The organism is Pseudomonas sp. SbOxS1 (assembly GCF_013416725.1).
In the GTDB taxonomy this organism is placed as follows: Bacteria; Pseudomonadota; Gammaproteobacteria; order Pseudomonadales; family Pseudomonadaceae; genus Aquipseudomonas.
Genome location: NZ_JAAVXC010000008.1, coordinates 534,689 through 558,155 on the forward strand (window position 1 = coordinate 534,689; position 23,467 = coordinate 558,155).

Below are 23,467 nucleotides of genomic sequence, written 5' to 3' on the forward strand. Positions count from 1 at the left end.
TCCTGGCAGGTGCCTTGTGCAATCAGGGCACCAAATACCCCTTCACCCCGGTAAAGATAATCTGTGCCGCCAACGCACACACGAACAAGCCCATCAACCGGCTGACGATCTGCAAACCCTGATCGCCGAGAATGCGTTCGATACGGTTGGACAGGTACAGCACCACGCCGACGGTGAAGCTGGCCAGGGCAATACTGACAATGGCCGTGAGCTTGTCGTCCCAGTGCGGCTGACTCACGCCCATCACCAGCAGGGCGCCAATGGTGCCGGGCCCGACGGTCAGGGGGATGGTCAGCGGGACGATGGTCACGTCCTGCTGCACGTTATCGGTCTGCACTGCCGACTTGCCTTGCGCCATGCCCAGCGCCGAGATGAACAGCACGCTGCCGGCGCCGATGCGGAAGGCGTCCACGGTGATGCCGAAGACGCTGAAAATCACCCGCCCGAACAGGTACAGCAAGACGCTGGAGACCAGCGTGGCAATGGCCACTTTCCACGCCAGTCGACGTTGTTCCTTGCGCGAATAACCGCGGGTCAGGCTGATGAAGCAGGACAACACGAAGAACGGGCTATAGAGCACCAACATCTTCAGGTAAACGCTGAACAACACGTGGAGCATGGGGCAGGCTCACTGGTGAGGGAAGTCGAAGGGGAGTCTAACAGGCGTCGCGGAGTCTGTCGGCTCAGGGCGTTGGCGTCGTCGCGCGATTCTGCTGATCGCGCTGGGCAACCCAGTGTTCGATCAATTCGCGCAATTGCGAGAGTTCGACCGGTTTGGCCATGTGCCCATCCATGCCAGCCTGGCGTGCGCGCTCCTTATGCTCGGCGAGAATGTGCGCGGTCAACGCCACCACCGGGGTGCGAGTGCGCTGATTGCCGACTTCCCAGGCACGTAGCTGCTGGGTCGCCGAAAAACCGTCGAGGATCGGCATTTCACAATCCATCAGCACCAGGTCGTAGCGATTCGCTTTCATTGCCACCAAGGCTTCTTCGCCATTGCTGGCGGTGTCCGGTTGCAGATTGAGCTTGCCCAGCATGCCGCGGATGACCTTGGTCGAAATGCTGTTGTCCTCGGCCACCAGTATGCGGAAATCGCTGGGAACCTTGACCGGAAGGGGCGGGCCGGATGGCAGGTGCTGCGGCACCGCCAGCCCTTTGTTGCGCTGGGTCAGTTCGTCGGCCAGGGTGGTCTTGAGGGTATAGCCGGCCACCGGTTTGGCAAGGATGCGCTTGATGCCCGAGTTGCGCGCGATGATCTTGCTCGGCGCATTGCTGATACCGGTCAGCATGATCAGCAGGATGTCGTGGTTCAGGCTCGGGTCTTCCTTGATCTTGGCGGCCAGTTGCATGCCGGTCATTCCGGGCATGTTCTGGTCCAGCAGGACCACATCGAAGTAGTCACGCAGGTGCGCCTTGGTGCGCAAGAGCGCCAAGGCCTCCTTGCCCGAGGGCACCGCGCTCACGTTCAGGCCCCAGGCGCTGCACTGCTGCACCAGCACCTTGCGGCACGTGTCGTTGTCATCCACCACCAACACCCGTGCACCCTGCAGCGGGCTATCGAGGTCGCAGGTTGGATGCTCCAGGCGGTCCGGGTCCAGGGGTAAGGTCAGCCACAAGGTGCTGCCCTGGTTGTTGCCACTCTTGATGCCGAATTCACCCTGCATCAGGCGGATTAGCTGACGGGCGATCACCAGCCCCAGATTACCGCCCAGGTGGTTGGTCGAGAGGAAGTGCTTGCTGTGCAGTTCGGCGTGCATCAGCGCGTCGCGTTCTTCGGCGTCCATCGGTTCGCCGCTGTCCTGCACGGCGATGCGCAGGCGTGGATGGCTGCTGCGTTCGTCGAGGGCGACGACGATCAGGATCTCGCCTTCGTCGGTTTTCTTCAGGGCGTTTTCCAGCAGGCTGAGCAATGTCTGGCGCAGGCGCGTCGGGTCACCGCTGATGACACGCGGTACCTGTGGCTGAATGAAGCTGATCAGTTCGACGTTCTGCTGCTCGGCCTTGGCGCGGAAGATGCTCAGGCAGTCTTCGATCAGTGCGTTGAGGTCGAACTGCACATCGTCGAGTTCGATCTGTCCGGACTCGAGTTTGGAAATGTCGAGAATTTCGTTGATCAATGTCAGCAGTTCGTTGCCGGCGCTGTGGATGGTTTGCACATAGTCGCGCTGCTTGACCGACAGCGGCGTGCCCAGCAACAACTCGGTCATGCCCAGCACGCCATTCATCGGGGTGCGGATCTCATGGCTGATCTTTGCCAGGAACTCGGCCTTGGCATTGATCTCGGCGTTGCTGGCTGCCAGGTCACGACTGATGCTGAAACGCGCTTCGGTGATGCTGCGCTGGCGTTCGCTCAGGGCAATGCTCATCAACAGGCCGCTGATGCAGATGAACGCCAGCAGGGTGGTGATCAGGTCGTGGGGTTCGATCAGGGTCAGCCCCAGCAAGGCGGGCAGGATGATCAGGGTGCCAAGGTTGAACACCACCATGGCCGCCACGAAGAACCGCGCCGGGCGATAACCTTTTTGCCAGTGAAAGGTGCTGACGAACAACATGCTCAGGCCTGCCAGGGCGACCAGTGCATAGGTGATGATGTTGAGCGGCAGCGTGTTGACGAACAGCAGCAGCAGGCTGCAGATCATGATGAACAGGATATCGCCCACGATCAGCTTGTTCAGCGGATGAGGTCCCAGGGGCTTGAAGAAGCGATAGGCAAATATCAGCCCGCTGGGGGCCGTCAGCAGCAGGGCGAGGTAGGCGCCGGGCGTCTGCACGGCCTGCCAGTCCGGGATCCAGGGGCCCGCCAGGTTCAACAACAGCACCAGGCTGAGCATCAACAAGGCTTCGCACACTGCCAGCCAAAGACTGCTGGTCGAGCGGGTATAGGCATAGCGGATGAGGTTGTGCAGGATCAGCATGCAAATGCAGCCCAGCAGCAGACCGTAGATCAGTGTCTGGTTCTGGTTGGCCGCGGTGATGACCGCCGATTGCAAGGTGATGTAGGGTCGCAACTGGTGTTCGGAAACCAGTCGCAGGTAGACGTCCAGGGTCTTGTCGCTTTGCGGTAGCGGCAGCATGAAGTCGCTGCTGGGTAGGGGCCGGTCCGCCAGGGGCTGTTCATTGCCTGTCTGTGACTGGTCGATCAGCTTGTCGCCGTCCAGCACATACATGTTGAAGTGCAGCAGATCGGGCGCGAACACCCGCAGCAATTGTTCATGCTTGCCCGGTGCCAGCCGGAAACGCAGCCATAGCGCACCGTCGGGCTCGGCCGCCGTGAGGTGGTCGAGTTCGATGGGGCTGAATTGATTGGTGTAGCGGGCGGAGCGGATGTCGCTCAGCTGCAGGTCACCCTGTTCGTCGAGCAATACCGCCCAGCCACTGCCTTGCGCGGCCTGGGCCGGGAGCATGCAGAGCAAGGTCAGCAACGTGACGGTTAGACTTATGGCAATCCTGAGCCAGCGCACGGCGAAATCCCTTCGTAGGTTAATGCCAGAATATAACTATGCGCGGCGCCGGAATAGCCAGGCAAGGGTCGCAAGCCCCTGCCTGTCGAATTGTTGCCTTATTCCTGTTCGCCGCGCTCGCGGGCAATGGCACGGTAACCAATGTCCTTGCGATAGAAACAGCCTTCCCAATCGATGCTGGCCGCCAGTTTGTAAGCCTGCTGCTGGGCTGCATCGACGCTGGCGCCCATGGCCGTGGCGCAAAGCACTCGGCCACCGGCGGTCACGACTTGACCGTCCTTGAGTGCGGTGCCGGCATGAAAGACCTTGCCGTCCAGTGCTGCCGCTGCATCCAGGCCCTTGATGGCCGCACCCTTGGCGTAGTCACCAGGATAGCCGCCTGCCGCCAGGACGATGCCGACGCTCGGACGTGGATCCCATTGCGCTTCGACCTTGTCCAGTGCCTGCGCCAGGGCAGCTTCCACCAGCAGGACCAGGCTCGACTGCAAGCGCAGCATGACAGGTTGGGTTTCCGGGTCACCGAAACGGCAGTTGAATTCGATGACTTTCGGGTTGCCGGCCTTGTCGATCATCAGGCCCGCATACAGGAAGCCCGTGTAAACGTTGCCTTCCTCGGCCATGCCGCGCACGGTCGGCCAGATCACCAGGTCCATGACGCGCTTGTGGACTTCGCTGGTTACAACCGGGGCAGGGGAGTAGGCACCCATGCCGCCCGTGTTCGGGCCGGTGTCGCCGTCGCCGACGCGCTTGTGGTCCTGGCTGGTGGCCATCGGCAGGACGTTCTTGCCGTCGACCATCACGATGAAGCTGGCTTCTTCGCCGTCGAGGAACTCTTCGATCACCACGCGCGAGCCGGCATCGCCGAAGGCATTGCCTGCCAGCATGTCACGCACGGCGTCTTCGGCTTCGACCAGGGTCATGGCGACGATCACGCCTTTGCCGGCGGCCAGGCCATCGGCCTTGATCACGATCGGTGCGCCTTTTTCACGCAGATAAGCCAGGGCTGGCTCGATCTCGGTGAAGTTCTGGTAGTCGGCGGTCGGGATCTTGTGGCGAGCCAGGAAGTCCTTGGTAAATGCTTTCGAACCTTCCAGCTGAGCGGCGCCAGCTGTCGGACCAAAGCAGTCCAGGCCACGGGAGCGGAACAGGTCGACCACGCCGGCGACCAGCGGCACTTCCGGGCCGACGATGGTCAGGGAAACGTTTTTCTCGGCGAAGTCCGCGAGTTGCTCAAGGGCCAGCACGTCGATGGCGACGTTCTCGCATTTGGCTTCGATGGCGGTGCCGGCGTTACCGGGTGCCACGAACACTTTCTGCACGCGAGGATCCTGGGCCACTTTCCAGGCCAGGGCGTGTTCACGGCCACCGCTGCCAATGATCAAAACATTCATTTCAAAAACCTCGGATGACGCTAATTCTGTAGGGACTGATCGTTCCCACGCTCTGCGTGGGAATGCCTCTACGGACGCTCTGCGTCCGAGGGACGCGGAGCGTCCCGGGCTGCGTGCCCACGCAGAGCGTGGGTACGATCAAGCAAAGAAATCAGTGACGGAAGTGGCGCATGCCGGTGAACACCATGGCGATGCCGGCTTCATCGGCAGCAGCAATCACTTCAGCATCACGCATCGAGCCACCTGGCTGGATCACTGCAGTGATACCGGCCTTGGCCGCATTGTCCAGACCGTCGCGGAACGGGAAGAAGGCGTCGGAAGCCATCACCGAACCGGCTACCTGCAAGCCGGCATGCTCAGCCTTGATCGCGGCGATGCGCGCGGAGTTCACGCGGCTCATCTGGCCCGCGCCGACACCGATGGTCTGACGGTTCTTGGCGTAGACGATGGCGTTGGACTTGACGTACTTGGCGACTTTCCAGGCGAAGATCAGGTCATGGATTTCCTGTTCGGTCGGCGCACGCTTGGTCACGACCTTCAGGTCATCGGCGCTGATCATGCCGATGTCGCGGCTCTGCACCAGCAGACCACCGTTGACGCGTTTGTAGTCCCAGGCGGCGGCGCGATCAGCCGACCACTCGCCACAGGCCAACAGGCGCACATTGGCCTTGGCGGCGACGATGGCGCGGGCTTCTTCGCTGACGCTCGGGGCAATGATCACTTCGACGAACTGACGCTCGACGATGGCCTTGGCGGTCTCGGCGTCCAGTTCGCGGTTGAAGGCAATGATGCCGCCGAATGCCGATTCGGTGTCGGTGGCGTAGGCCAGGTCGTAGGCCTTGCGGATGCCGCCTTCGGCGTCCGGGCTGACGGCCACGCCGCACGGGTTGGCGTGCTTGACGATCACGCAGGCCGGCTTGACGAAGCTCTTCACGCATTCCAGCGCGGCATCGGTGTCAGCCACGTTGTTGTAGGAAAGCTCTTTGCCTTGCAGTTGGGTCGCGGTGGCGATGCCGACTTCGGCAGGCTTGGCTTCAACGTAGAACGCCGCGCTCTGGTGCGGGTTCTCGCCGTAGCGCATTTCTTGGGCCTTGACGAACTGGCTGTTGAAGGTGCGCGGGAATTCGCTGCGACCTTCAGTGCTGAGGGTGTCAGCGGCCTGGTTCACGGTGCCCATGTAGTTGGCGATCATGCCGTCGTACGCAGCAGTATGTTCGAAGGCCTTGAGCATCAGGTCGAAACGCTGGGCGTAGGTCAGGCCGCCGGCCTTGAGGTTTTCCAGGACGCTGGCGTAATCGCTGGCGTTGACCACGATGGCCACGTCCTTGTGGTTCTTGGCTGCCGAGCGAACCATGGTCGGGCCGCCGATGTCGATGTTCTCGATGGCGGTCGGCAGGTCGCAGCCAGGCTTGTTGATGGTGGCTTCGAACGGGTACAGGTTGACCGCTACCAGGTCGATCGGCTTGATGCCGTGCTCGTTCATGATGGCGTCGTCGATACCGCGACGACCGAGGATCCCGCCGTGGATTTTCGGGTGCAGGGTTTTCACCCGGCCGTCCATCATTTCGGCGAAGCCGGTGTAATCCGCGACTTCCACTGCGGCAACGCCGTTGTCCTGCAGCAGCTTGAACGTCCCGCCGGTGGAGAGGATCTCGACACCCAGGGCTTCAAGCTCCTTGGCGAACTCGAGGATCCCGGTCTTGTCGGAAACGCTGATCAGGGCGCGGCGGATCGGCAGGCGGGTAGTCTGGTCGGTCATCTCAATTTCCATCAAAAGCAAAGGAGTCAGCAAAAAAGGCGACCGGTCTTACGCGGGCGCCTTTCTGGTTTGATTGAATGCTTACAGCAAATCGTACTGCTTGAGTTTCTTGCGCAGCGTGCCCCGGTTCAATCCGAGCATCTCGCTGGCCTTGGTCTGGTTGCCCTTGACGTAGTTCATCACGCACTCGAGCAGGGGAGCCTCGACTTCGGAGAGCACCAGGTTGTACACGTCCGTGACGGCAGCGCCCTCAAGGTGGGCGAAATAATTGTGCAGCGCCTTCTCGACACTCCCGCGAAGGGTCTGGCCTTCTTCGCTTGGCGTATTGAGGTGCTGTTTCAAATTCACGTTGTCGCTCACGGGTGTTGTTCCACTCACTAAAGTCTCGGTCATCATCGTCATGCGGCCACCCACTCTCCGTCCCCTGTCAGGCTCTTGTAACGCCCGGCAAAGAACTCCCGAACGTTGGCGCATTGTGCTTCCGTACCATCCAAACGATTGAAGTGGGCGCGAAACTCCCTGGCGCCCGGCAAGGTTGCGAGATACCAGCCCACATGCTTTCGAGCAATGCGTACGCCCATCACGTCTCCATAGAAGACGTGCAGCGCAGCCAGATGCTCTAGCAGGATGCGTTCCACCTCGATCAGGTCCAGCGCCGGGAGCTTCTCGCCGGTACGCAGGAAATGGTCGATCTCGCGAAAAATCCATGGCCGCCCCTGGGCAGCCCGGCCCACCAACAGGCCATCGGCACCGGTCGCGTCGAGCACGTACCGGGCTTTTTCTGGCGAATCGATATCGCCATTGGCGAAGACCGGCATCGACACTGCCTGCTTGATCGCGGCAATGGTGTCGTACTCGGCTTCACCGGTGTACAGGTCGGCACGGGTGCGGCCATGCACCGCCAGCGCCGTAATGCCTGCCTGTTCAGCGATCTTCGCCACTGTCAGGCCGTTCTTGTTGTCCCGGTCCCAGCCGGTACGGATCTTCAGGGTAACCGGCACATCGACCGCGGCCACGACGGCCTGCAGGATCTCGGTTACCAATGCTTCATCTTTCAACAGCGCGGAGCCGGCGGCCTTGTTGCAGACCTTCTTGGCCGGACAGCCCATGTTGATATCAATAATCTGCGCACCCAGCTCGACGTTGGCCCGGGCTGCATCCGCCAGCATCTGTGCATCACCACCGGCGATCTGTACCGAGCGTGGCTCGGGATCACCTGCATGGATCATGCGCATGCGTGACTTGCGGGTGTTCCACAGACTCATGTCGCTGGTGACCATTTCCGAGACTACTAGCCCCGCGCCCAATCGCTTGCACAGCTGACGAAAGGGTTGGTCGGTGACACCCGCCATCGGGGCGAGAATCAAGCCGTTGTGTAATGTGTATGGACCGATGCGTACCGCCGACATAGGACTTCCCTGGTGTGGGGCCGGATCATGAGAGTTCGAAAAAGGGTTGGCATGATACCCGCTCTCGATGACTGGATAAAGGCTGAATTGAACAAAATCTGAACAGTTATTCTGTTATTGCCAGCGGTTTGGTCTCGGCGGGCAAAGTCATAAAGCCGTCGTCAATAGCCGATCAGTGAATCGTTTCACTCGGGCGAGTGGAAGCTCAGGCTGTAATTCACCGCCTTGGCGCCAGGGTCGAGGATGTCGAGGGCGATGTGGATGGGCGTTTGTGGAGGCATTTCCACCTTGCCTTCGAGGTCGCCGTTGAGGTACTCGCCGGGTTTGAAGCGGCGGCTGGCGATCAGGTGGCCGTTGAGGTCGGCAAAGCGCAGCTCCAGCAGCGGGAAGGGCTGCGAGAAGGGTGCGCGGTTGTAGATGATCGCATCGACCACCAGGGCGCCGCTGAACTCAGGGTGGCTGCGGACCACCAGGTTGCTGCTCTTGATTTTCGCGATGTCGACCTTGGAGGGCACCGTGCAGCCGATTTGCGGGCACAGTTGCTGGAACCAGGGACGGTACTGGTCCTGGCGCGCCAATTCATCGAAGTGGTAGGCGACGTATTGGCCGACGAGTGCGCCGGCTCCCAGCAGGATCAACAACAGCCAGAACAACCGCCGACCCCATGGCGAGCGACGTTTCTGCCAATCCAGTTGCAGTGGGTCGTCGGTCAGGTCCTGCAGCGCTTCGGCACGAACCCCTGCTTCGCTGCGCTCGCGACGCTTGCGCGGCAGTTCGATCGAAGGCAGGTCGTCGTCGATCTCGGCGGTCGCCGTCATGCGTTCGTGGTGCACTGGGGGAACGAGCGGATCGTTCAGGCGCAGTTGCGGAGCCTGCGGTTCATCGTCCAGGTCCACCGGTTCCAGTGATAGCGACGGTTCGGTGCGCGTGGGTTCGCTCGGTGGCGGCGGTGTGTCGAGCACATCGAGCACATCGAGTGCGTCAAGCGTGTCGGCCGCTTGGGCGCGATCGGCAGCTGACTCGCTGAACAGGCTGTCGGGCCACGGGGCTTCGTCGTGCTCGGCGCTGTCGCGGCGAGCGCTGAGCGTATCTTCTCGGTGCCGGCCGAATTCGGTGATTGGCTGGATTTCCCGCTGTTCAAGCCGGGCGAGCTCTTCGTCCAGGTCGAGACTGTCCAGGTCCAGCTCGGTGGCGCTCCATTGCTTTTGGCTGATGGCGCGCTGCTGCGGCGGTTCGACCGTCTCCCGAGGTGCCGGCGTCGGCACGGGTGCTTCCTTGCCGGCCTGCTCCAGCAGTTGCTTGGCGGCGTTGAACACCTGCAGGCATGAGCCACAACGAACGACCCCGCGCGCCACGCTCAACTGGGCATGGCTGACGCGGAAGCTGGTTTGGCAATGCGGGCACTGGGTGACGAAGCTGTCGGTCATGCGGCGATCCGGTAGATGCAGGCGTCCATTCTAGCGCCGACGGCCAGTGATGCGCACCCAGCCATCGCGATTGGCGATCGGGTCCAGATCGAAGTCCTTGGCATAGGCTGCGGCCACTTCATCGCCTTGCTCGGCGAGGATGCCCGACAGCGCCAGGCGACCGCCCGTCCTGACCAGGCCCGACAACTGCGGCGCCAGCGAAACCAGCGGGCCGGCGAGGATATTGGCTACCAGCACATCGGCCTGGACCTGCGGCAGATCTTCGGGCAGGTACAGCGGGAACAGTTCGTCGGCGATGCCGTTGCGCCCGGCGTTGTCACGGGAAGCTTCCAGCGCCTGCACATCGATATCGGTGCCCACGGCCTGTTTGGCGCCCAATAGCAGCGCGGCAATCGCCAGGATCCCCGAACCGCAGCCGAAGTCCAGTACGTTGCAGTCCTTCAGGTCCTGGCCGTCGAGCCATTCCAGGCACAAAGCGGTGGTCGGGTGCGTGCCGGTACCGAAGGCCAGGCCCGGATCCAGCAACAGGTTCACGGCGTCTGGCTCGGGCGCTGCGTGCCAGCTCGGCACGATCCACAGGCGCTGGCCGAAACGCATCGGCTGGAAGTTGTCCATCCAACTACGCTCCCAGTCCTGATCTTCGATCACTTCGCTGTGATGTTCAGGGAGAGGGCTGCCGGTCAGCAACTCAAGGTGGGCCAGGACCGGGCCTGGCTCGGTGCCGCCTTCGAACAGCGCCAGCAGGTGGGTGTGAGACCACAGCGGCGTGGTGTTGAGTTCGGGCTCGAAGATCGGCTGATCTTCGGCGTCCATGAAGGTCACCGACACGGCGCCCACTTCAAGGAAAGCGTCTTCGTAGGTTTCGGCTTGTTCTGGGCTGATGGCGAGACGGACTTGCAGCCAAGGCATGGCGGGCACCTTTGAAAAATATTGATTGCAGCCTAGCGGGCTGCGAGAAGCGCGCAAGTTTACGCGAGCGCGAGGAAGAAGACGACAGTAGCGACGTAGGAGCGAGGCTTGCCCGCGAAGAACGATGACGCGGTACTACTGATACACCGCGGCGTCTGGTTCGCCGGCAAGCCTGGCTCCTACGGGGGTGCGTGTAATGTTCAGAAACAACAAAGCCGCCCGAAGGCGGCTTTGTCATGTGCCGGTCGAAGCTTAGTGCTTCTCGCCAGCCAGCTTGTGCTCGAGGTAGTGAATGTTCACGCCCCCTTTGCAGAAGCCTTCGTCGCGGGTCAGGTCGCGGTGCAGCGGGATGTTGGTCTTGATCCCGTCGACAACGATCTCGTCCAGCGCATTGCGCATGCGCGCCATGGCTTCGTCACGGGTTGCGCCGTAGGTGATCAGCTTGCCGATCAACGAGTCGTAGTTCGGCGGAACGGCATAACCACTGTACAGGTGCGAATCGACGCGAACGCCGTTGCCGCCTGGTGCGTGGAAATGCTTGACCGTGCCCGGGCTCGGCATGAAGGTTTTCGGGTCTTCGGCGTTGATCCGGCATTCCAGCGCGTGACCGCGGATGACCACGTCATCCTGGGTGAACGACAGCTTGTTGCCGGCGGCGATGCTGAGCATCTCCTTGACGATGTCGATACCGGTGACCATTTCCGATACCGGGTGCTCTACCTGGACACGAGTGTTCATCTCGATGAAGTAGAAGCGGCCGTTCTCGTACAGGAACTCGAAAGTACCGGCGCCACGGTAGCCGATGTCGATGCACGCCTTGACGCAGCGGGCGAGGACTTCTTCACGCGCGTTTTCGTCGATGCCCGGTGCCGGCGCTTCTTCGAGAACTTTCTGGTGACGGCGTTGCAGCGAGCAGTCGCGGTCGCCCAGATGGATCGCCTGGCCCTGGCCATCGGACAGAACCTGAACTTCGACGTGGCGCGGGTTGGTCAGGAATTTTTCCAGATAGACCATCGGGTTGCCGAACGCTGCGCCCGCTTCGGAGCGGGTCAGTTTCGCCGAGGAGATCAGGTCTTCTTCCTTGTGCACCACACGCATGCCGCGACCACCACCGCCGCCAGCGGCCTTGATGATCACCGGGTAACCGACTTCGCGACCGATGCGCAGGGCGGTTTCTTCGTCTTCCGGCAGCGGGCCGTCGGAACCTGGAACGGTCGGTACGCCAGCGGCGATCATCGCGTGCTTGGCCGAAACCTTGTCGCCCATCAGGCGGATGGTTTCAGCTTTCGGGCCGATGAAGGCGAAGCCGGAGTTCTCGACCTGTTCGGCGAAGTCGGCGTTTTCCGCGAGGAAACCGTAGCCTGGGTGAATGGCGGTGGCGCCGGTCACTTCAGCCGCGGCAATGATTGCCGGGATGTGCAGGTAGGAGTGGGCGGCCGATGCCGGACCGATGCAGACGGACTCGTCTGCCAGGCCCAGGTGCATCAGTTCCTTGTCAGCCTTGGAATAAACGGCGACGGTCTTGATGCCCATCTCTTTGCAGGCGCGCAGAATCCGCAGTGCGATCTCACCGCGGTTGGCGATCAGAACTTTTTCCAACTTCGCAGTCATCAAAGGCTCTCCGCGGTTCAAACGATGGTGAACAGCGGTTGGTCGTACTCAACCGGCTGGCCGTCTTCGACGAGGATGGATTCGATCACACCGCTGGTTTCAGCTTCGATGTGGTTCATCATCTTCATGGCTTCAACGATGCACAGGGTGTCGCCTTTCTTCACGGTCTGGCCGACTTCAACGAAGGACGGCGAGGTTGGCGAAGACTTGCGGTAGAACGTACCGACCATCGGCGAACGGGCAACGGCGCCGTTCAGGGCTGGCGCGGCGGGAGCTGCAGGAGCGGCAGCGGCAGCCGGAGCGGCGGCAGCGGCAGGCGCGGCAACCGGAGCAGGCATCGGAGCTGGCGCGTAGTACTGCTGGGCCGGGGTCTTGCTATGACGGCTGATGCGTACGGACTCTTCGCCTTCCTTGATCTCGAGCTCGTCGATGCCGGACTCTTCCAGCAATTCGATCAGTTTCTTAACTTTACGGATATCCATGAATCATCAACTCCCAAGGGTCGGTCAGGGGCGTTTAGCTTGTTGTTCAAGCTGCTCTAGTGCGGCCTCCAGGGCCAGTCGATAACCGCTGGCGCCAAGGCCGCAGATCACTCCTACCGCTACGTCGGAGAAGTAAGAGTGATGGCGGAAAGGTTCGCGTTTGTGCACGTTAGACAAATGCACTTCGATGAATGGGATGCTCACCGCCAGCAGCGCGTCACGTAATGCGACACTTGTATGCGTAAAAGCTGCTGGGTTGATCAGAATGAAGTCCACGCCTTCGCTGCGGGCGGCATGGATGCGATCGATCAATTCGTACTCGGCATTGCTTTGCAGGTGCAGCAAATGGTGGCCGGCTTCACGGGCGCGGCGTTCCAGGTCCTGGTTGATCTGCGCCAGCGTCGTAGCGCCATAGGTGCCCGGTTCGCGGGTGCCAAGCAGGTTCAGGTTGGGTCCGTGCAGTACGAGTAGCGTCGCCATCGGCTGTTCCTATGTTATCTGTGTGCAATTGTCAGAACCCGGCGACTATGCCGCAAAGCCTTTATGACTGTCCAGTTCTCTGCAATAGCCAGCACGATGACCGATGTTTGCGCGAAATATATGACCGCCTGATTAAATCCGGTCATTAGCCTTGTCGACACGTTCGGCGAAGTCCCTGGCATTGATCTCGCCAATTACCCGCACATCGACGCGTTCGACGCCGTCCTTGCCGAAAAACATCAAGGCTGGAGGGCCGAACAGTTGGTAGCGGTCGAGCAGGGCACGTTGTTCGGCGTTGCTGGCGGTGATGTCGAAGCGGATAAGCCGATAGCCCTTGAGACGTTCGACGACGTTGGCATCATCGAGCACTTCATGTTCGATGACTTTGCAACTGATGCACCAGTCGGCGTACCAGTCGAGCAGCAGCGGGGTGCCGGACGAGCGGGCTTCGGCGAGCACGCGGTCGAGGTCTGCCGGGGTACTGACGGTTTGCCAGGCGCCGGGGTTTTGCACGGACTCGTTGCCAACCACCATGGGTGGCGGGCTGATCGGGTTGAACGGATCGGTCTGGCCGCTGAAGCCGCCGTACCAACAGGCCAGCGCATAAAACAGCAGGAATATCCCGAGCAATTGGCCCAGGCGTTTGCGCGGCGGTTTGTAGACGAACTCCAGTGCTCCCAGGAACAACCCGACACCAGCGGCCAGCAGGCCGATCAGCAGCAAGGTCACCTGCCCCGGCAGCACCCGGCTGAGCAAGGCGATCGCCAGGCCCAGCAGCAACACGCCGATCGCGTTTTTCACGTAGATCAGCCACGGTCCGCTTTTCGGCAACCAGGCGGCACCGCCGGTGGCCACCAGCAATAGCGGGGCACCCATGCCCAGGCCGAGCATGAACAGTTTCAGGCCACCGCCCAGTGCATCGCCGCTGGCGCTGATGTACAGCAGCGCACCGGCCAGCGGCGCCGAGACGCAGGGCGAAACCAGCAGGCTGGAAACCACGCCCAGTACAGCGGCTCCCCACAGTGAGCCGCCTTCAGTACGGCCGGCAATGCGGTCCAGGCGACTGCTGATGGCGTGGGGCAACTTGAGTTCGAAAACGCCGAACATCGCCAGGGCAAACAGCGCAAAGAACATCGCGAACGGCACCAGCACCCAGGCCGATTGCAGGCGTGCCTGCAGGTTGAGCTGGGCGCCGAACAGGCCCATGAGCGCACCCAGCAAGGCGAAACAGGCGGCCATCGGCAGCACATAGGCCAACGACAGATTGAAACCACGCCAGCCGCCCACTTGGCCGCGCAACACCACGCCGGAAAGGATCGGCAGCATGGGCAGCACGCACGGAGTGAAGGTCAGGCCCAGGCCCGCTAGGAAAAACAGCGCCAGTTCGCGCCAGTTCCAGGCGTAGGTTGTCGTCGGGCCGCTGCCGTCGATGCCCAGGCGCTCGGTTTCCGGTGGATAACACAGGCCTTTGTCGGCACAGCCCTGGTAGGTCACGGCCAGCGTGAAGGCGTGTTGATCGGTTCGCGGCAGTTCTACATCGAGTACGCCGTGGTAGACCTCGACATCGCCGAAGTACTCATCGTGCTTTTGTTCGCCCTTGGGCAGTTGTGCCTGGCCGAGGGTGACATCGGCCGGGTCGGCGCGGAACTGGAAGCGATGCCGGTAGAGGTAATAACCCTCGGTGGCGACGAAGCGCAGCTTGATCGATTGCGGCGTGCTTTCCACCAGGCTCAACTGAAAGGCTTCGCGCACCGGCAGGAAATCGGCACTGTTGTTGATCGAGCCCAGGGTCGAACTGGGGCGACTCTCCAGCAACCCGGCGGCGCTGGCCGGCAGGGCGAACACTAAAAGCAGCAGGCAAAGCAAACGGCGCATGACGATCTCGCGTATCGGAATTGGGGGGATGATAGCCGAGTGCGCGAGACAAGGTGATCGTTCCCATGCTCTGCGTGGGAACGCCTCAATGGACGCTCTGCGTCCGCTTTTGGGACGCGGAGCGTCCCGGGCTGCATTCCCACGCAGAGCGTGGGAACGATCAGGAGGGGGCGGTCAGACGCGGAAGGCCTGGACGGCTGTATGCAAACGCCCACCCAGCACCAGTAAATTCTCCCCTTGCTCACGCCCTTGGCCGATACGCAGCAAGTTATCCCCACCCAACTGGTGAATACGCTCGCTGTGGTCGCGGATTTCACTGACGGCACCGCTCTGCTGGGCGGTGACATCGGCGATGCGTACCGCGGTGTCGGAAATGGTCTGGATCGCCCCGACGATCTTATCCAGCGCACCGTCCGCCGCCTGCGCCTGGTTGGCGGTGGCTTCGGCGTGCTCGACCTGGGCGCGCATGCCTTCGACCGATTGGCGTGCCGCGGTCTGCAGCCCGGCGATCAGGGTCTGGATTTCGGCCGTGGCACCGGCGGTGCGTTGTGCCAGCGAGCGCACTTCTTCGGCCACCACGGCAAAGCCGCGGCCCATTTCCCCGGCCCGGGCCGCTTCGATGGCGGCGTTCAAGGCCAGCAGGTTCGTCTGGTCGGCAATCGAGCGGATCACCGTCAGCACGCCACCGATGGTCGCGGACTCTTCGGCCAGGTGTTCGATCATCTGCGCATTGCCTTGCACTTCGCCCACCAGCGCATGCAGGCCGGTAAGACTCAAGCCAATGACTTTCTGGCCATGTGCGACCGCCTGGCCGGCATGGCGACTGGCGTCGGCGGCCTGGCTGGCGTCGCCGGCCACTTGCTGGATGGTCGCTTCCAGTTCGCCGAGGGAGTCGCGGATCATTGCCGTGTCACCGGCCTGGTGTTCGGCGCCGCTGTGCAGGTCATTGCTCAGCTCGGCCAGGGTTCGACTGCTGCCGGCGACCTGTTCGGCATTGAGCCGAATGGTCCCCACCAGGTCCACCAGATAGGCGCGCAAGCGGTTGAGTGAGGCTTCGATATCATGCAGTTCGCGGTTGGTGTTACCCAGCTGGATGTCCCGGCTGAAGTCGCCTTCTGCCCAGGTCGACAAGGCCGGCGCGAGGTTGGTCAGGGTCCGGGCCAGGCGTCGTTGCAGGGTGTCGATCAGCAGGGCGATCAACAGAATCAAGCCGATCATCAGCCCTTGCATCAGCCGGACTTCACTCTGGATCTGTCCATGCTGGGCGCGCACCACCGGCTCCAGCCCAGCGATGGCTTGCTGCACGGCGGCGATTTTCAGGTGCGTCGCGGCACTGAGTTCGGCGCGTTTCTGGATCTGCTCGCGGGTGCGCGAAAGTTCCGCCGGGTAGCGGCCGAGCAGGCTGTTGAGCTCACGCTTGAAACCGACGCCGGCATCTTCGGCGGCGGTTTTTTCGGTGTTCTCCAGGCCCATCATCGCGGCGAAATCATCGGTATTCGATTCCGCGCTGGCGGTCACGCCCAATAACGGCAGGGCGTCCAGCTGCTCGGCCTGGCTACGGATGTTGTTGATTTCGCGCTCGACGTCGGCGGCCAGTTCGCTGCGGCCGCTGCTGACCAGTTTGTCCCGGGCCAGCGACAGCTTGCCCAAGTGTTGGGAGGCGGTGAGCAGCGGGGTCAGGTAGCTCGCGTTGCCACTGGCGTACTGGCTGAGTTGGTCAAGGCTGGCGCCCAACTCTCGTTCGGCTTGCAGGAGCAGGGCCTGCGGGTCGCCTGCGAGCTTGCCGGCGGCCAGCAGATCGGTTTTGCTGAATTCGTCCAGGTTCGTCAGGCTCGGACGCAAGGTCTCAGCCAGGGCTGGAGGCAACTCGCCGAGTTCATTGTGCAGTGTGTCGATGGCCTGGCTGGCGCTGCTCAAACGCAGTGCATCGCCGCTGGCGAGGTAATCCACAATGTTGCGTGCCACGTCATTCTGGAACTGCTGGGACAACCCCAGGTAGCGCTCCATCAATAGATAGGGGCGTTCGAGGGCTTTTTGCGACCACCAGAGTGTGGCGCCAAGGGCTACGCACACGGCAACTAAAAGAAGGGTGTTGAGATTGGTCAGCAGTTTCAGGCGCATCAATGACTACCAACGGCAGAATGGTAAGTGCCTGAAGTTATTGCGTTTCTGTTACAGGGTTATGACCGTATCGGTCTGTTCCGATGAAAAAGTGGCACTTTGCTTTGACGCTCGGACGGCCTGCACCCGGTTACGTCCCGCGCCTTTGGCACGGTACAGCGCCTCGTCCGCCTGGCTGGCCATCAACAGGCTGTCGGAGTGTTCGCTGAGGTCCACCACGCCGGCGCTGAACGTGCACCACAGATCCTGGGGTTGCGCGGGATAATGAATCTCGGCAAAACGCTTGCGGATGTCATCGAGCACTTTGACGGCCGATTCCAGGTCGGTATCGGGCATGACAATGGCGAACTCTTCACCACCGTAGCGGCCGATGAAGTCGGTCTTGCGCAGGCGCTGCTTGAGGAACAGTGCCAGGCTCTTGATCACCCGGTCGCCCATGGGGTGGCCGTGACTGTCGTTGACGCGCTTGAAGTGATCGATGTCGAGCATCGCAAAGCTCAGCGGCTTGCCCTCGCGGCGAGCGCGAAAGCTGCAGTCTTCGAGCAATTGCAGGATGTGTGTGTGGTTGTACAGGCCGGTGAGGCTGTCGCGCACCATCCGTGCCTTGAGATTGCGAGCCCGTGCCGCCCGGTTGCGCACGGTGGTGATCAGGTGCCGGGGCTTGATGGGTTTGGTCAGGAAGTCGTCGCCGCCCTCGCTCATGGCGTCGAGTTGCTTGTCGAGGTCGTCCTCGGCCGATAGGTAAATGATCGGCACGCTGACGTAGCGGTCGTTATGGCGGATCACCTTGGCCAGTTCCGTACCGGTGCAGGCCGGCATGTACATGTCGAGGATGATCAGGTCTGGTTGAAAATCCGCCAGCTCGGCCATGGCCTTGATCGGCTCAAGCAGGGTTCGGGTAATGATCCCGGCGCTGTTGAGCAGGCGCTCGGTGTGCAAGGCCTGGGCGCGCGAATCGTCGATGATCAGTACTTTATAAGGCTCGTACTGGGCGACGCAGGTCAGCACCTCGATTTTTTCCAGCAAGCTTGACGCTTCAAGGGTGCCGGTAAGGAACTCCTGGCCGCCGGCGCGCACGGCGGCGAGGCGGGTCGGGGTGTCGGTTTCATGCAGGCTGAAAAACAGCAGCGGCAAACGCTGGTCGAGACCTTCCTGGGCTTCGGCCGCCAGTTTCAGGCCTATGCCTGGGCCGCTGAAGTCAACGTCCATGACGATGGCTGCCGGCAGGCGCTCGACCATGGAGGAGCGGAATGCCGGCACGCTCTCCAAGGATTGGGCGCTGAGGCCGAAAAACTCAAGCTGCTTGGCCAGTCGCTCGGCACGGTCATGATCCTGCAGCATCACATAGACCGGTTTGCGCAAGGGCGGCAGGAATGTCTGGTCGAGCTGATCGCCATGGCGCAGGCCGGTGCGCGACAGGCGTTGCATCAACCGGTTGAGGTCGCTGATCAGGCCGCTGCTGAGGCGTCCGCGATTGGCGTCGACAGCCTCCAGGCATTGGCCGATCTGACGCGCCAGTTGCGTGTGTTCGGGTTGTTCGAAGCGTTCGGCGAAACGCAACAGGCGCAGGTTGGCCTCGCTCAGTTCCGCCAGTTCCTGGGTCGACCATTCATTGCGTTGCAGGCGTTGCCATATCTCAAGAATCTGACGTGCTTGATGAATTACCCGCTGGGCAAAGTGGTGCTTGAGGCGCTCGCGGCTGGGGTCTTCTGGCTCGGTCATATCCTGACTACTGGTTAGGGGGTACGCTGAGGTCGACTAATGGCTCTATGCTAGCATCTCTTTTCCGTTACATGAGTGTTGTACGTTAATAATCTGCGACCCCCATCCATTCAGTTTCTGACCAGTGAGTCGCCAATTGCCTGCCAGTTCTTGCGCAGGTCTGGCAATCCTTGGGCTTGGCCTGCATCGAGTGCAATTCTGAAGCTGCTTGCGTCCAGCACGCAGGGCTGCGATAGCCGTTTGTCCATTGCTGGAAAACGGCAGGTTCTCAGTCTTGGCGGGCTAAGGGATTCCCCTAGGGATAAAGAGATAAATTTCGCTGTAAAGCCAACGGCGGGTGCCGGGCAAAGGCACGTTGTTGTATGGTTGTGGTCGAATCGACGAACTCAAGTAATTGAAAGGATATCGCCATGCTGGACTGGAAGAACCGCGCCGGTAGCGCGCCTGAACGTGCCGCTGAACCGAAGTCGGCCACCCGCAGTTATCTGGGCGGCCTGGTGTTCAGCCGGGCGCTGGCCACGTTGATTGGCATCTACCTGCTGGTGACGATTGCTCTGGGTTGGTACTGGAGCGCGGAACCTGCCCTGTTTCCGGTACAGCAGAATGCGCAGTTGGCCGCTGAAAAAGACGGCAAGCAGATGGTGGTCGGCTACACCACGGTGGAAACCCTCAAGAGTGTCGCCGGTACCCTGCTGAACAAGCCGGGCGGCTACATTTCCAACGACCGCCTGCCGCCAGGCCTGTGGATGGACAACATGCCGAGCTGGGAATATGGCGTGCTGGTGCAGGTGCGCGATCTGAGCCGTGCGCTGCGTAAAGACTTTGCCCGCTCGCAATCGCAGTCCACTGAAGACGCCGACCTGGCCAAGGCCGAGCCGCGCTTCAACTTCGACAATAAGAGCTGGGTGCTGCCATCCAGTGAGTCCGAGTTCCAGGAAGGCATCAACTCCCTGACCCGCTACCAGACTCGCCTGTCCGATCCGAACCAGAAGAGCGCGCTGTTCTTTGCCCGTGCCGACAACCTGAACAACTGGCTGGGTGATGTCGGTACCCGCCTGGGTTCGCTGTCGCAACGCCTGTCGGCCAGCGTTGGCCGGGTCAAGCTCAACACGGCGCTGAAAACCGAAGTGGTGGCCCCTGGGCAAGTGCCGCAGGTCGATGAAGAGATCGTAGAAACCCCATGGCTGCAGATCGACAACGTGTTCTATGAAGCCCGTGGCCAGGCCTGGGCGTTGTCGCATTTGCTGCGCGCCATCGAGGTGGACTTCGCCGATGTGCTGGCCAAGAAGAACGCCACGGTCAGCGTGCGCCAGATCATTCGTGAACTGGAAGCCTCGCAAGAAGCGGTCTGGAGCCCGATGATCCTCAATGGCAGCGGTTTCGGCGTGCTGGCCAACCACTCGCTGGTGATGGCCAACTACATTTCCCGGGCCAACGCCGCGGTGATCGATTTGCGTCAATTGCTGAATCAGGGCTGAGCCATGGCCGATAGCTCCATCGATAACCAGCGCGAGGCCGCCCATCGGGCGGCCTCCGATGCCGAACAGATCGCCTGGGTCGACGAGCAGGACAACCTGCTCGGCGCCCTGGTGCGGTCCGACTTGCGCGAGCGCGGGCTGATCGGGCGCGGTACCTACATTATGTTGTTCAACTCCGCCGGCGAGCTTTGCGTACACCGGCGCACCCTGAGCAAGGCGATCTATCCGGGTTATTGGGACGTGGCGGCGGGCGGCATGGTGCTCGCCACTGAAACCTATGCCGAGTCGGCCGCCCGGGAACTTGAAGAGGAACTGGGGGTGAGCGGGGTGGAATTGACCGTTCATGACCACTTTTTCTTCGAGGACACTGGTAATCGCCTCTGGTGTTCGGCGTTTTCTGCTGTGTGGGACGGCCCGCTGATCCTGCAGCCGGAAGAGGTGCTGGAAGCGCGCTTCATGCCCATCGGGCAAGTGCTACGGGATATCGAGCAAAAGCCTTACTGCCCGGACTCTTTGGCGGCATTGAAACGCTATCTGAAGTCTCGCGGGCAAGACGTCGCAATACAGCTATAAATTGGCGCCGATTGGCTCTTAGCAATCGGCGTTTTTGCCGTTACACTGCGCGACCTTTTCAAACTGAGCCGGTATTGCCTGGCTCAGTAGCGCTGCCCCTGCCTGAGTGGGGCTTCGCGGTCGATGGCACCTGCCCAGGTTGCCGCGACCAGTCTTTGTCCTCCCAAGAGGATTGCCGGTGGCCAAAAAAGCCGCATCCTTCGCCGCCCTTGGTGGCCTGGTGTTTTCCACCGACGCAGGTCGTCATTGCCCGGAATGCAGTAAACCGGTGGACGCCTGCATCTGCAAACAGACCGTTATCCCTGCCGGCGACGGCATCGCTCGCGTGCGTCGCGAAAGCAAGGGCCGTGGCGGCAAGACGGTGACCACCATCACCGGCGTGCCCTTGGCCGAAGACGCGCTCAAGGAGCTGGCCACAACGTTGAAAAAACGCTGTGGTACCGGTGGGGCGTTGAAAGACGGGATCATTGAAATCCAGGGCGATCATGTCGAGCTACTCTTGGCTGAGCTGATCAAGCACGGTTTCAAGGCGAAGAAGTCCGGCGGCTAGCAGCCTCTGTGAAAACCACCCGCGACTTGATCCAGACCTGCCTGAGTGCAGGCCTGGCGTCGTCACCATGGTTTTCACAGAGCCTGTTCATGACCGGTTTCTAAACTCACTGCGGTCGACGAGGTCTATCCCTTCGTTGACGAACCGTCATTTTCATTCTTTAGACTGCGCCGGCCTGAATCCAGGCGACGCACTATGACTTCTTTATAGGGGACTTCAATGTCCGTACGACGCACACGCAAAGACGATGGCAGCCAATGGACAGTTGCGGACAGCCGCAGTGTTTACGGGATTCGCCATTGGGGGGCCGGGTATTTCGCGATCAATGACGCCGGTCGCGTCGAGGTTCGTCCGAACGGCCCGAGCAGTTCACCCATCGATCTGTTCGAGCAAGTCGAACAGCTGCGCGAAAGCGGCTTGTCCTTGCCGCTGCTGGTTCGTTTCCCGGACATCCTGCAAGACCGTGTGCGTCAGCTGACCGGTGCGTTCGACGCCAACATCGAGCGCCTGGAATACCAGAGCAAGTACACCGCGCTGTACCCGATCAAGGTGAACCAACAGGAAGCGGTGATCGAGAACATCATCGCCACCCAGAACGTGTCGATCGGCCTGGAAGCCGGCTCCAAGCCAGAGTTGCTGGCAGTGCTGGCGCTGGCGCCGAAGGGCGGCACCATCGTCTGCAACGGCTACAAGGACCGCGAGTTCATCCGCCTGGCGCTGATGGGTCAGAAGCTCGGCCACAACGTGTTCATCGTGATCGAGAAAGAATCCGAAGTCGGCCTGGTGATCGAAGAAGCCGCTTCGCTCAAGGTCAAGCCACAGGTTGGCCTGCGCGTGCGCCTGTCGTCCCTGGCGTCGAGCAAGTGGGCCGACACCGGTGGCGAGAAATCCAAGTTCGGCCTGTCGGCGGCGCAATTGCTGTCGGTGGTCGAGCGCTTCCGCGCCGCTGGCCTGGACCAGGGCATCCGCCTGCTGCACTTCCACATGGGTTCGCAGATCGCCAACCTGGCCGACTACCAGCACGGCTTCAAGGAAGCGATCCGTTACTACGGCGAGTTGCGCAACCTCGGCCTGCCGGTGGATCACATCGACGTTGGTGGCGGTTTGGGCGTGGATTACGACGGTACGCACTCGCGTAACGCCAGTTCGATCAACTACGACATGGACGATTACGCCGGTGTCGTGGTGGGCATGCTCAAGGAATTCTGCGACGCGCAGAGCCTGCCGCACCCGAACATCTTCTCCGAGAGCGGCCGCTCCCTGACCGCCCACCACGCCATGCTGGTGATCCAGGTGACCGACGTCGAGAAACACAACGACGACGTGCCACAGATCGAGAACAAGGAAGCGCTGCCGGAAACCGTGCAGTGGCTGGTGGACCTGCTGGGCCCGACCGACATCGAGATGGTCACCGAAACCTACTGGCGCGCCACGCACTACATGAGCGACGTCGCCGCCCAGTACGCCGACGGCAAGCTGACCCTGGCTGAAAAAGCCCTGGCCGAGCAATGCTACTTCGCCGTGTGCCGTCGCCTGCACAACTCGTTGAAGGCACGCCAGCGTTCCCATCGCCAGGTGCTCGACGAGCTCAACGACAAGCTGGCCGACAAGTACATCTGCAACTTCTCGGTATTCCAGAGCCTGCCGGACACCTGGGCGATCGACCAGGTGCTGCCGATCATCCCGCTGCACCGCCTGGACGAAGAGCCCCTGCGTCGTGCGGTACTGCAGGACCTGACCTGCGACTCCGACGGCAAGATCAACCAGTACGTCGACGAGCAGAGCATCGAAACCAGCCTGCCGGTGCACGCCCTGAACGAAGGCGAGGACTACCTGCTGGGCGTGTTCCTGGTCGGCGCCTATCAGGAAATCCTCGGCGACATGCACAACCTGTTCGGTGACACCGACTCGGTGAACATCTACCAGAACGCCGACGGCAGCGTGTACCACGCCGGTATCGAGACCCACGACACCATCGAAGACATGCTGCGCTACGTGCATCTGTCGCCGGAAGAACTGATGACCCACTACCGCGACAAGTGCGCCAGTGCCCGCATCAGTGCCAGCGAACGCACCCAATTCCTCGATGCCCTGCGTCTGGGCCTGACCCGTTCCTCTTACCTGTCTTCCTGAGGTAAGCACTGCGCTCACCGGGTTGTCTGAAAATTTACCTTTTGCTTCGGAAATTTCAGATGACCCGGTAGGGCAATTCTCTTTCT

The 23,467-nt window shown here is 61.5% G+C and carries 18 protein-coding genes; 4 read left to right on the plus strand and 14 right to left on the minus strand.

Going from position 1 to position 23,467, the window contains the following annotated elements:
• Window positions 1–22: 22 nt before the first annotated feature.
• From HFK74_RS14485 to HFK74_RS14550, 14 genes are all read right to left on the minus strand, one after another.
• Window positions 23–619 (minus strand): MarC family protein, encoded by a 597-nt coding sequence (locus HFK74_RS14485; protein ID WP_008058841.1) that lies wholly within the window; start codon window positions 617–619, stop codon window positions 23–25.
• A gap of 64 nt (window positions 620–683) precedes the next feature.
• Window positions 684–3,461, minus strand: coding sequence for a hybrid sensor histidine kinase/response regulator (locus HFK74_RS14490; protein ID WP_180204083.1), 2,778 nt, complete (start codon window positions 3,459–3,461; stop codon window positions 684–686).
• Between the two features lie 98 nt (window positions 3,462–3,559).
• Complete coding sequence (gene purD, locus HFK74_RS14495) at window positions 3,560–4,852, minus strand: phosphoribosylamine--glycine ligase (protein WP_180204084.1); 1,293 nt, start codon at window positions 4,850–4,852, stop codon at window positions 3,560–3,562.
• Window positions 4,853–5,003: 151 nt separating this feature from the next.
• Window positions 5,004–6,611: a bifunctional phosphoribosylaminoimidazolecarboxamide formyltransferase/IMP cyclohydrolase gene (gene purH, locus HFK74_RS14500; protein ID WP_180204085.1), complete on the minus strand. Its 1,608-nt coding sequence runs from the start codon at window positions 6,609–6,611 to the stop codon at window positions 5,004–5,006.
• Window positions 6,612–6,692: 81 nt separating this feature from the next.
• The gene (fis, locus tag HFK74_RS14505; protein ID WP_015093301.1) at window positions 6,693–7,013 is read right to left on the minus strand and encodes a DNA-binding transcriptional regulator Fis; all 321 of its coding nucleotides are present in this window, start codon (window positions 7,011–7,013) and stop codon (window positions 6,693–6,695) included.
• On the minus strand, window positions 7,010–8,020 hold the full coding sequence (gene dusB / locus HFK74_RS14510; protein WP_180204086.1) for a tRNA dihydrouridine synthase DusB: 1,011 nt from the start codon (window positions 8,018–8,020) through the stop codon (window positions 7,010–7,012). The genes fis and dusB overlap by 4 nt, the downstream gene beginning before the upstream one ends.
• Window positions 8,021–8,205: 185 nt before the next feature.
• Complete coding sequence (locus HFK74_RS14515) at window positions 8,206–9,447, minus strand: DUF3426 domain-containing protein (protein ID WP_180204087.1); 1,242 nt, start codon at window positions 9,445–9,447, stop codon at window positions 8,206–8,208.
• A gap of 30 nt (window positions 9,448–9,477) precedes the next feature.
• Window positions 9,478–10,356 (minus strand): 50S ribosomal protein L11 methyltransferase, encoded by an 879-nt coding sequence (gene prmA / locus HFK74_RS14520; protein WP_180204088.1) that lies wholly within the window; start codon window positions 10,354–10,356, stop codon window positions 9,478–9,480.
• 252 nt (window positions 10,357–10,608) lie between these two features.
• Window positions 10,609–11,967, minus strand: a complete 1,359-nt coding sequence (gene accC / locus HFK74_RS14525) for an acetyl-CoA carboxylase biotin carboxylase subunit (RefSeq protein ID WP_008053950.1) — start codon at window positions 11,965–11,967, stop codon at window positions 10,609–10,611.
• A 17-nt stretch (window positions 11,968–11,984) separates the two neighbouring features.
• Window positions 11,985–12,449: an acetyl-CoA carboxylase biotin carboxyl carrier protein gene (accB, locus tag HFK74_RS14530; RefSeq protein ID WP_008058828.1), complete on the minus strand. Its 465-nt coding sequence runs from the start codon at window positions 12,447–12,449 to the stop codon at window positions 11,985–11,987.
• Window positions 12,450–12,473: 24 nt separating this feature from the next.
• The gene (aroQ, locus tag HFK74_RS14535) at window positions 12,474–12,929 is read right to left on the minus strand and encodes a type II 3-dehydroquinate dehydratase (protein WP_008058809.1); all 456 of its coding nucleotides are present in this window, start codon (window positions 12,927–12,929) and stop codon (window positions 12,474–12,476) included.
• Window positions 12,930–13,061: 132 nt separating this feature from the next.
• Window positions 13,062–14,804: a protein-disulfide reductase DsbD gene (locus HFK74_RS14540; protein WP_180204089.1), complete on the minus strand. Its 1,743-nt coding sequence runs from the start codon at window positions 14,802–14,804 to the stop codon at window positions 13,062–13,064.
• A 174-nt stretch (window positions 14,805–14,978) separates the two neighbouring features.
• Window positions 14,979–16,925 carry a methyl-accepting chemotaxis protein gene (locus HFK74_RS14545; protein ID WP_180204090.1) on the minus strand — a complete coding sequence of 649 codons (1,947 nt, stop codon included), beginning with the start codon at window positions 16,923–16,925 and terminating at the stop codon, window positions 14,979–14,981.
• 51 nt (window positions 16,926–16,976) lie between these two features.
• On the minus strand, window positions 16,977–18,647 hold the full coding sequence (locus HFK74_RS14550; RefSeq protein WP_180204091.1) for a PleD family two-component system response regulator: 1,671 nt from the start codon (window positions 18,645–18,647) through the stop codon (window positions 16,977–16,979).
• Window positions 18,648–19,057: 410 nt separating this feature from the next.
• On the opposite strand from HFK74_RS14550, the gene HFK74_RS14555 reads away from it, so the two are divergent.
• The 4 genes from HFK74_RS14555 to speA all read left to right on the plus strand — a co-directional run bounded on the left by HFK74_RS14555 (window position 19,058) and on the right by speA (window position 23,381).
• Complete coding sequence (locus HFK74_RS14555) at window positions 19,058–20,125, plus strand: DUF2333 family protein (protein ID WP_180204092.1); 1,068 nt, start codon at window positions 19,058–19,060, stop codon at window positions 20,123–20,125.
• A 3-nt stretch (window positions 20,126–20,128) separates the two neighbouring features.
• Entirely contained in the window at window positions 20,129–20,698 is a 570-nt protein-coding gene (locus tag HFK74_RS14560) for an NUDIX hydrolase (RefSeq protein WP_180204093.1), read from the plus strand.
• A gap of 178 nt (window positions 20,699–20,876) precedes the next feature.
• Window positions 20,877–21,248, plus strand: a complete 372-nt coding sequence (locus tag HFK74_RS14565) for a translation initiation factor Sui1 (RefSeq protein WP_007914613.1) — start codon at window positions 20,877–20,879, stop codon at window positions 21,246–21,248.
• Between the two features lie 219 nt (window positions 21,249–21,467).
• Entirely contained in the window at window positions 21,468–23,381 is a 1,914-nt protein-coding gene (gene speA / locus HFK74_RS14570) for an arginine decarboxylase (RefSeq protein ID WP_008058799.1), read from the plus strand.
• Window positions 23,382–23,467 lie beyond the last annotated feature (86 nt).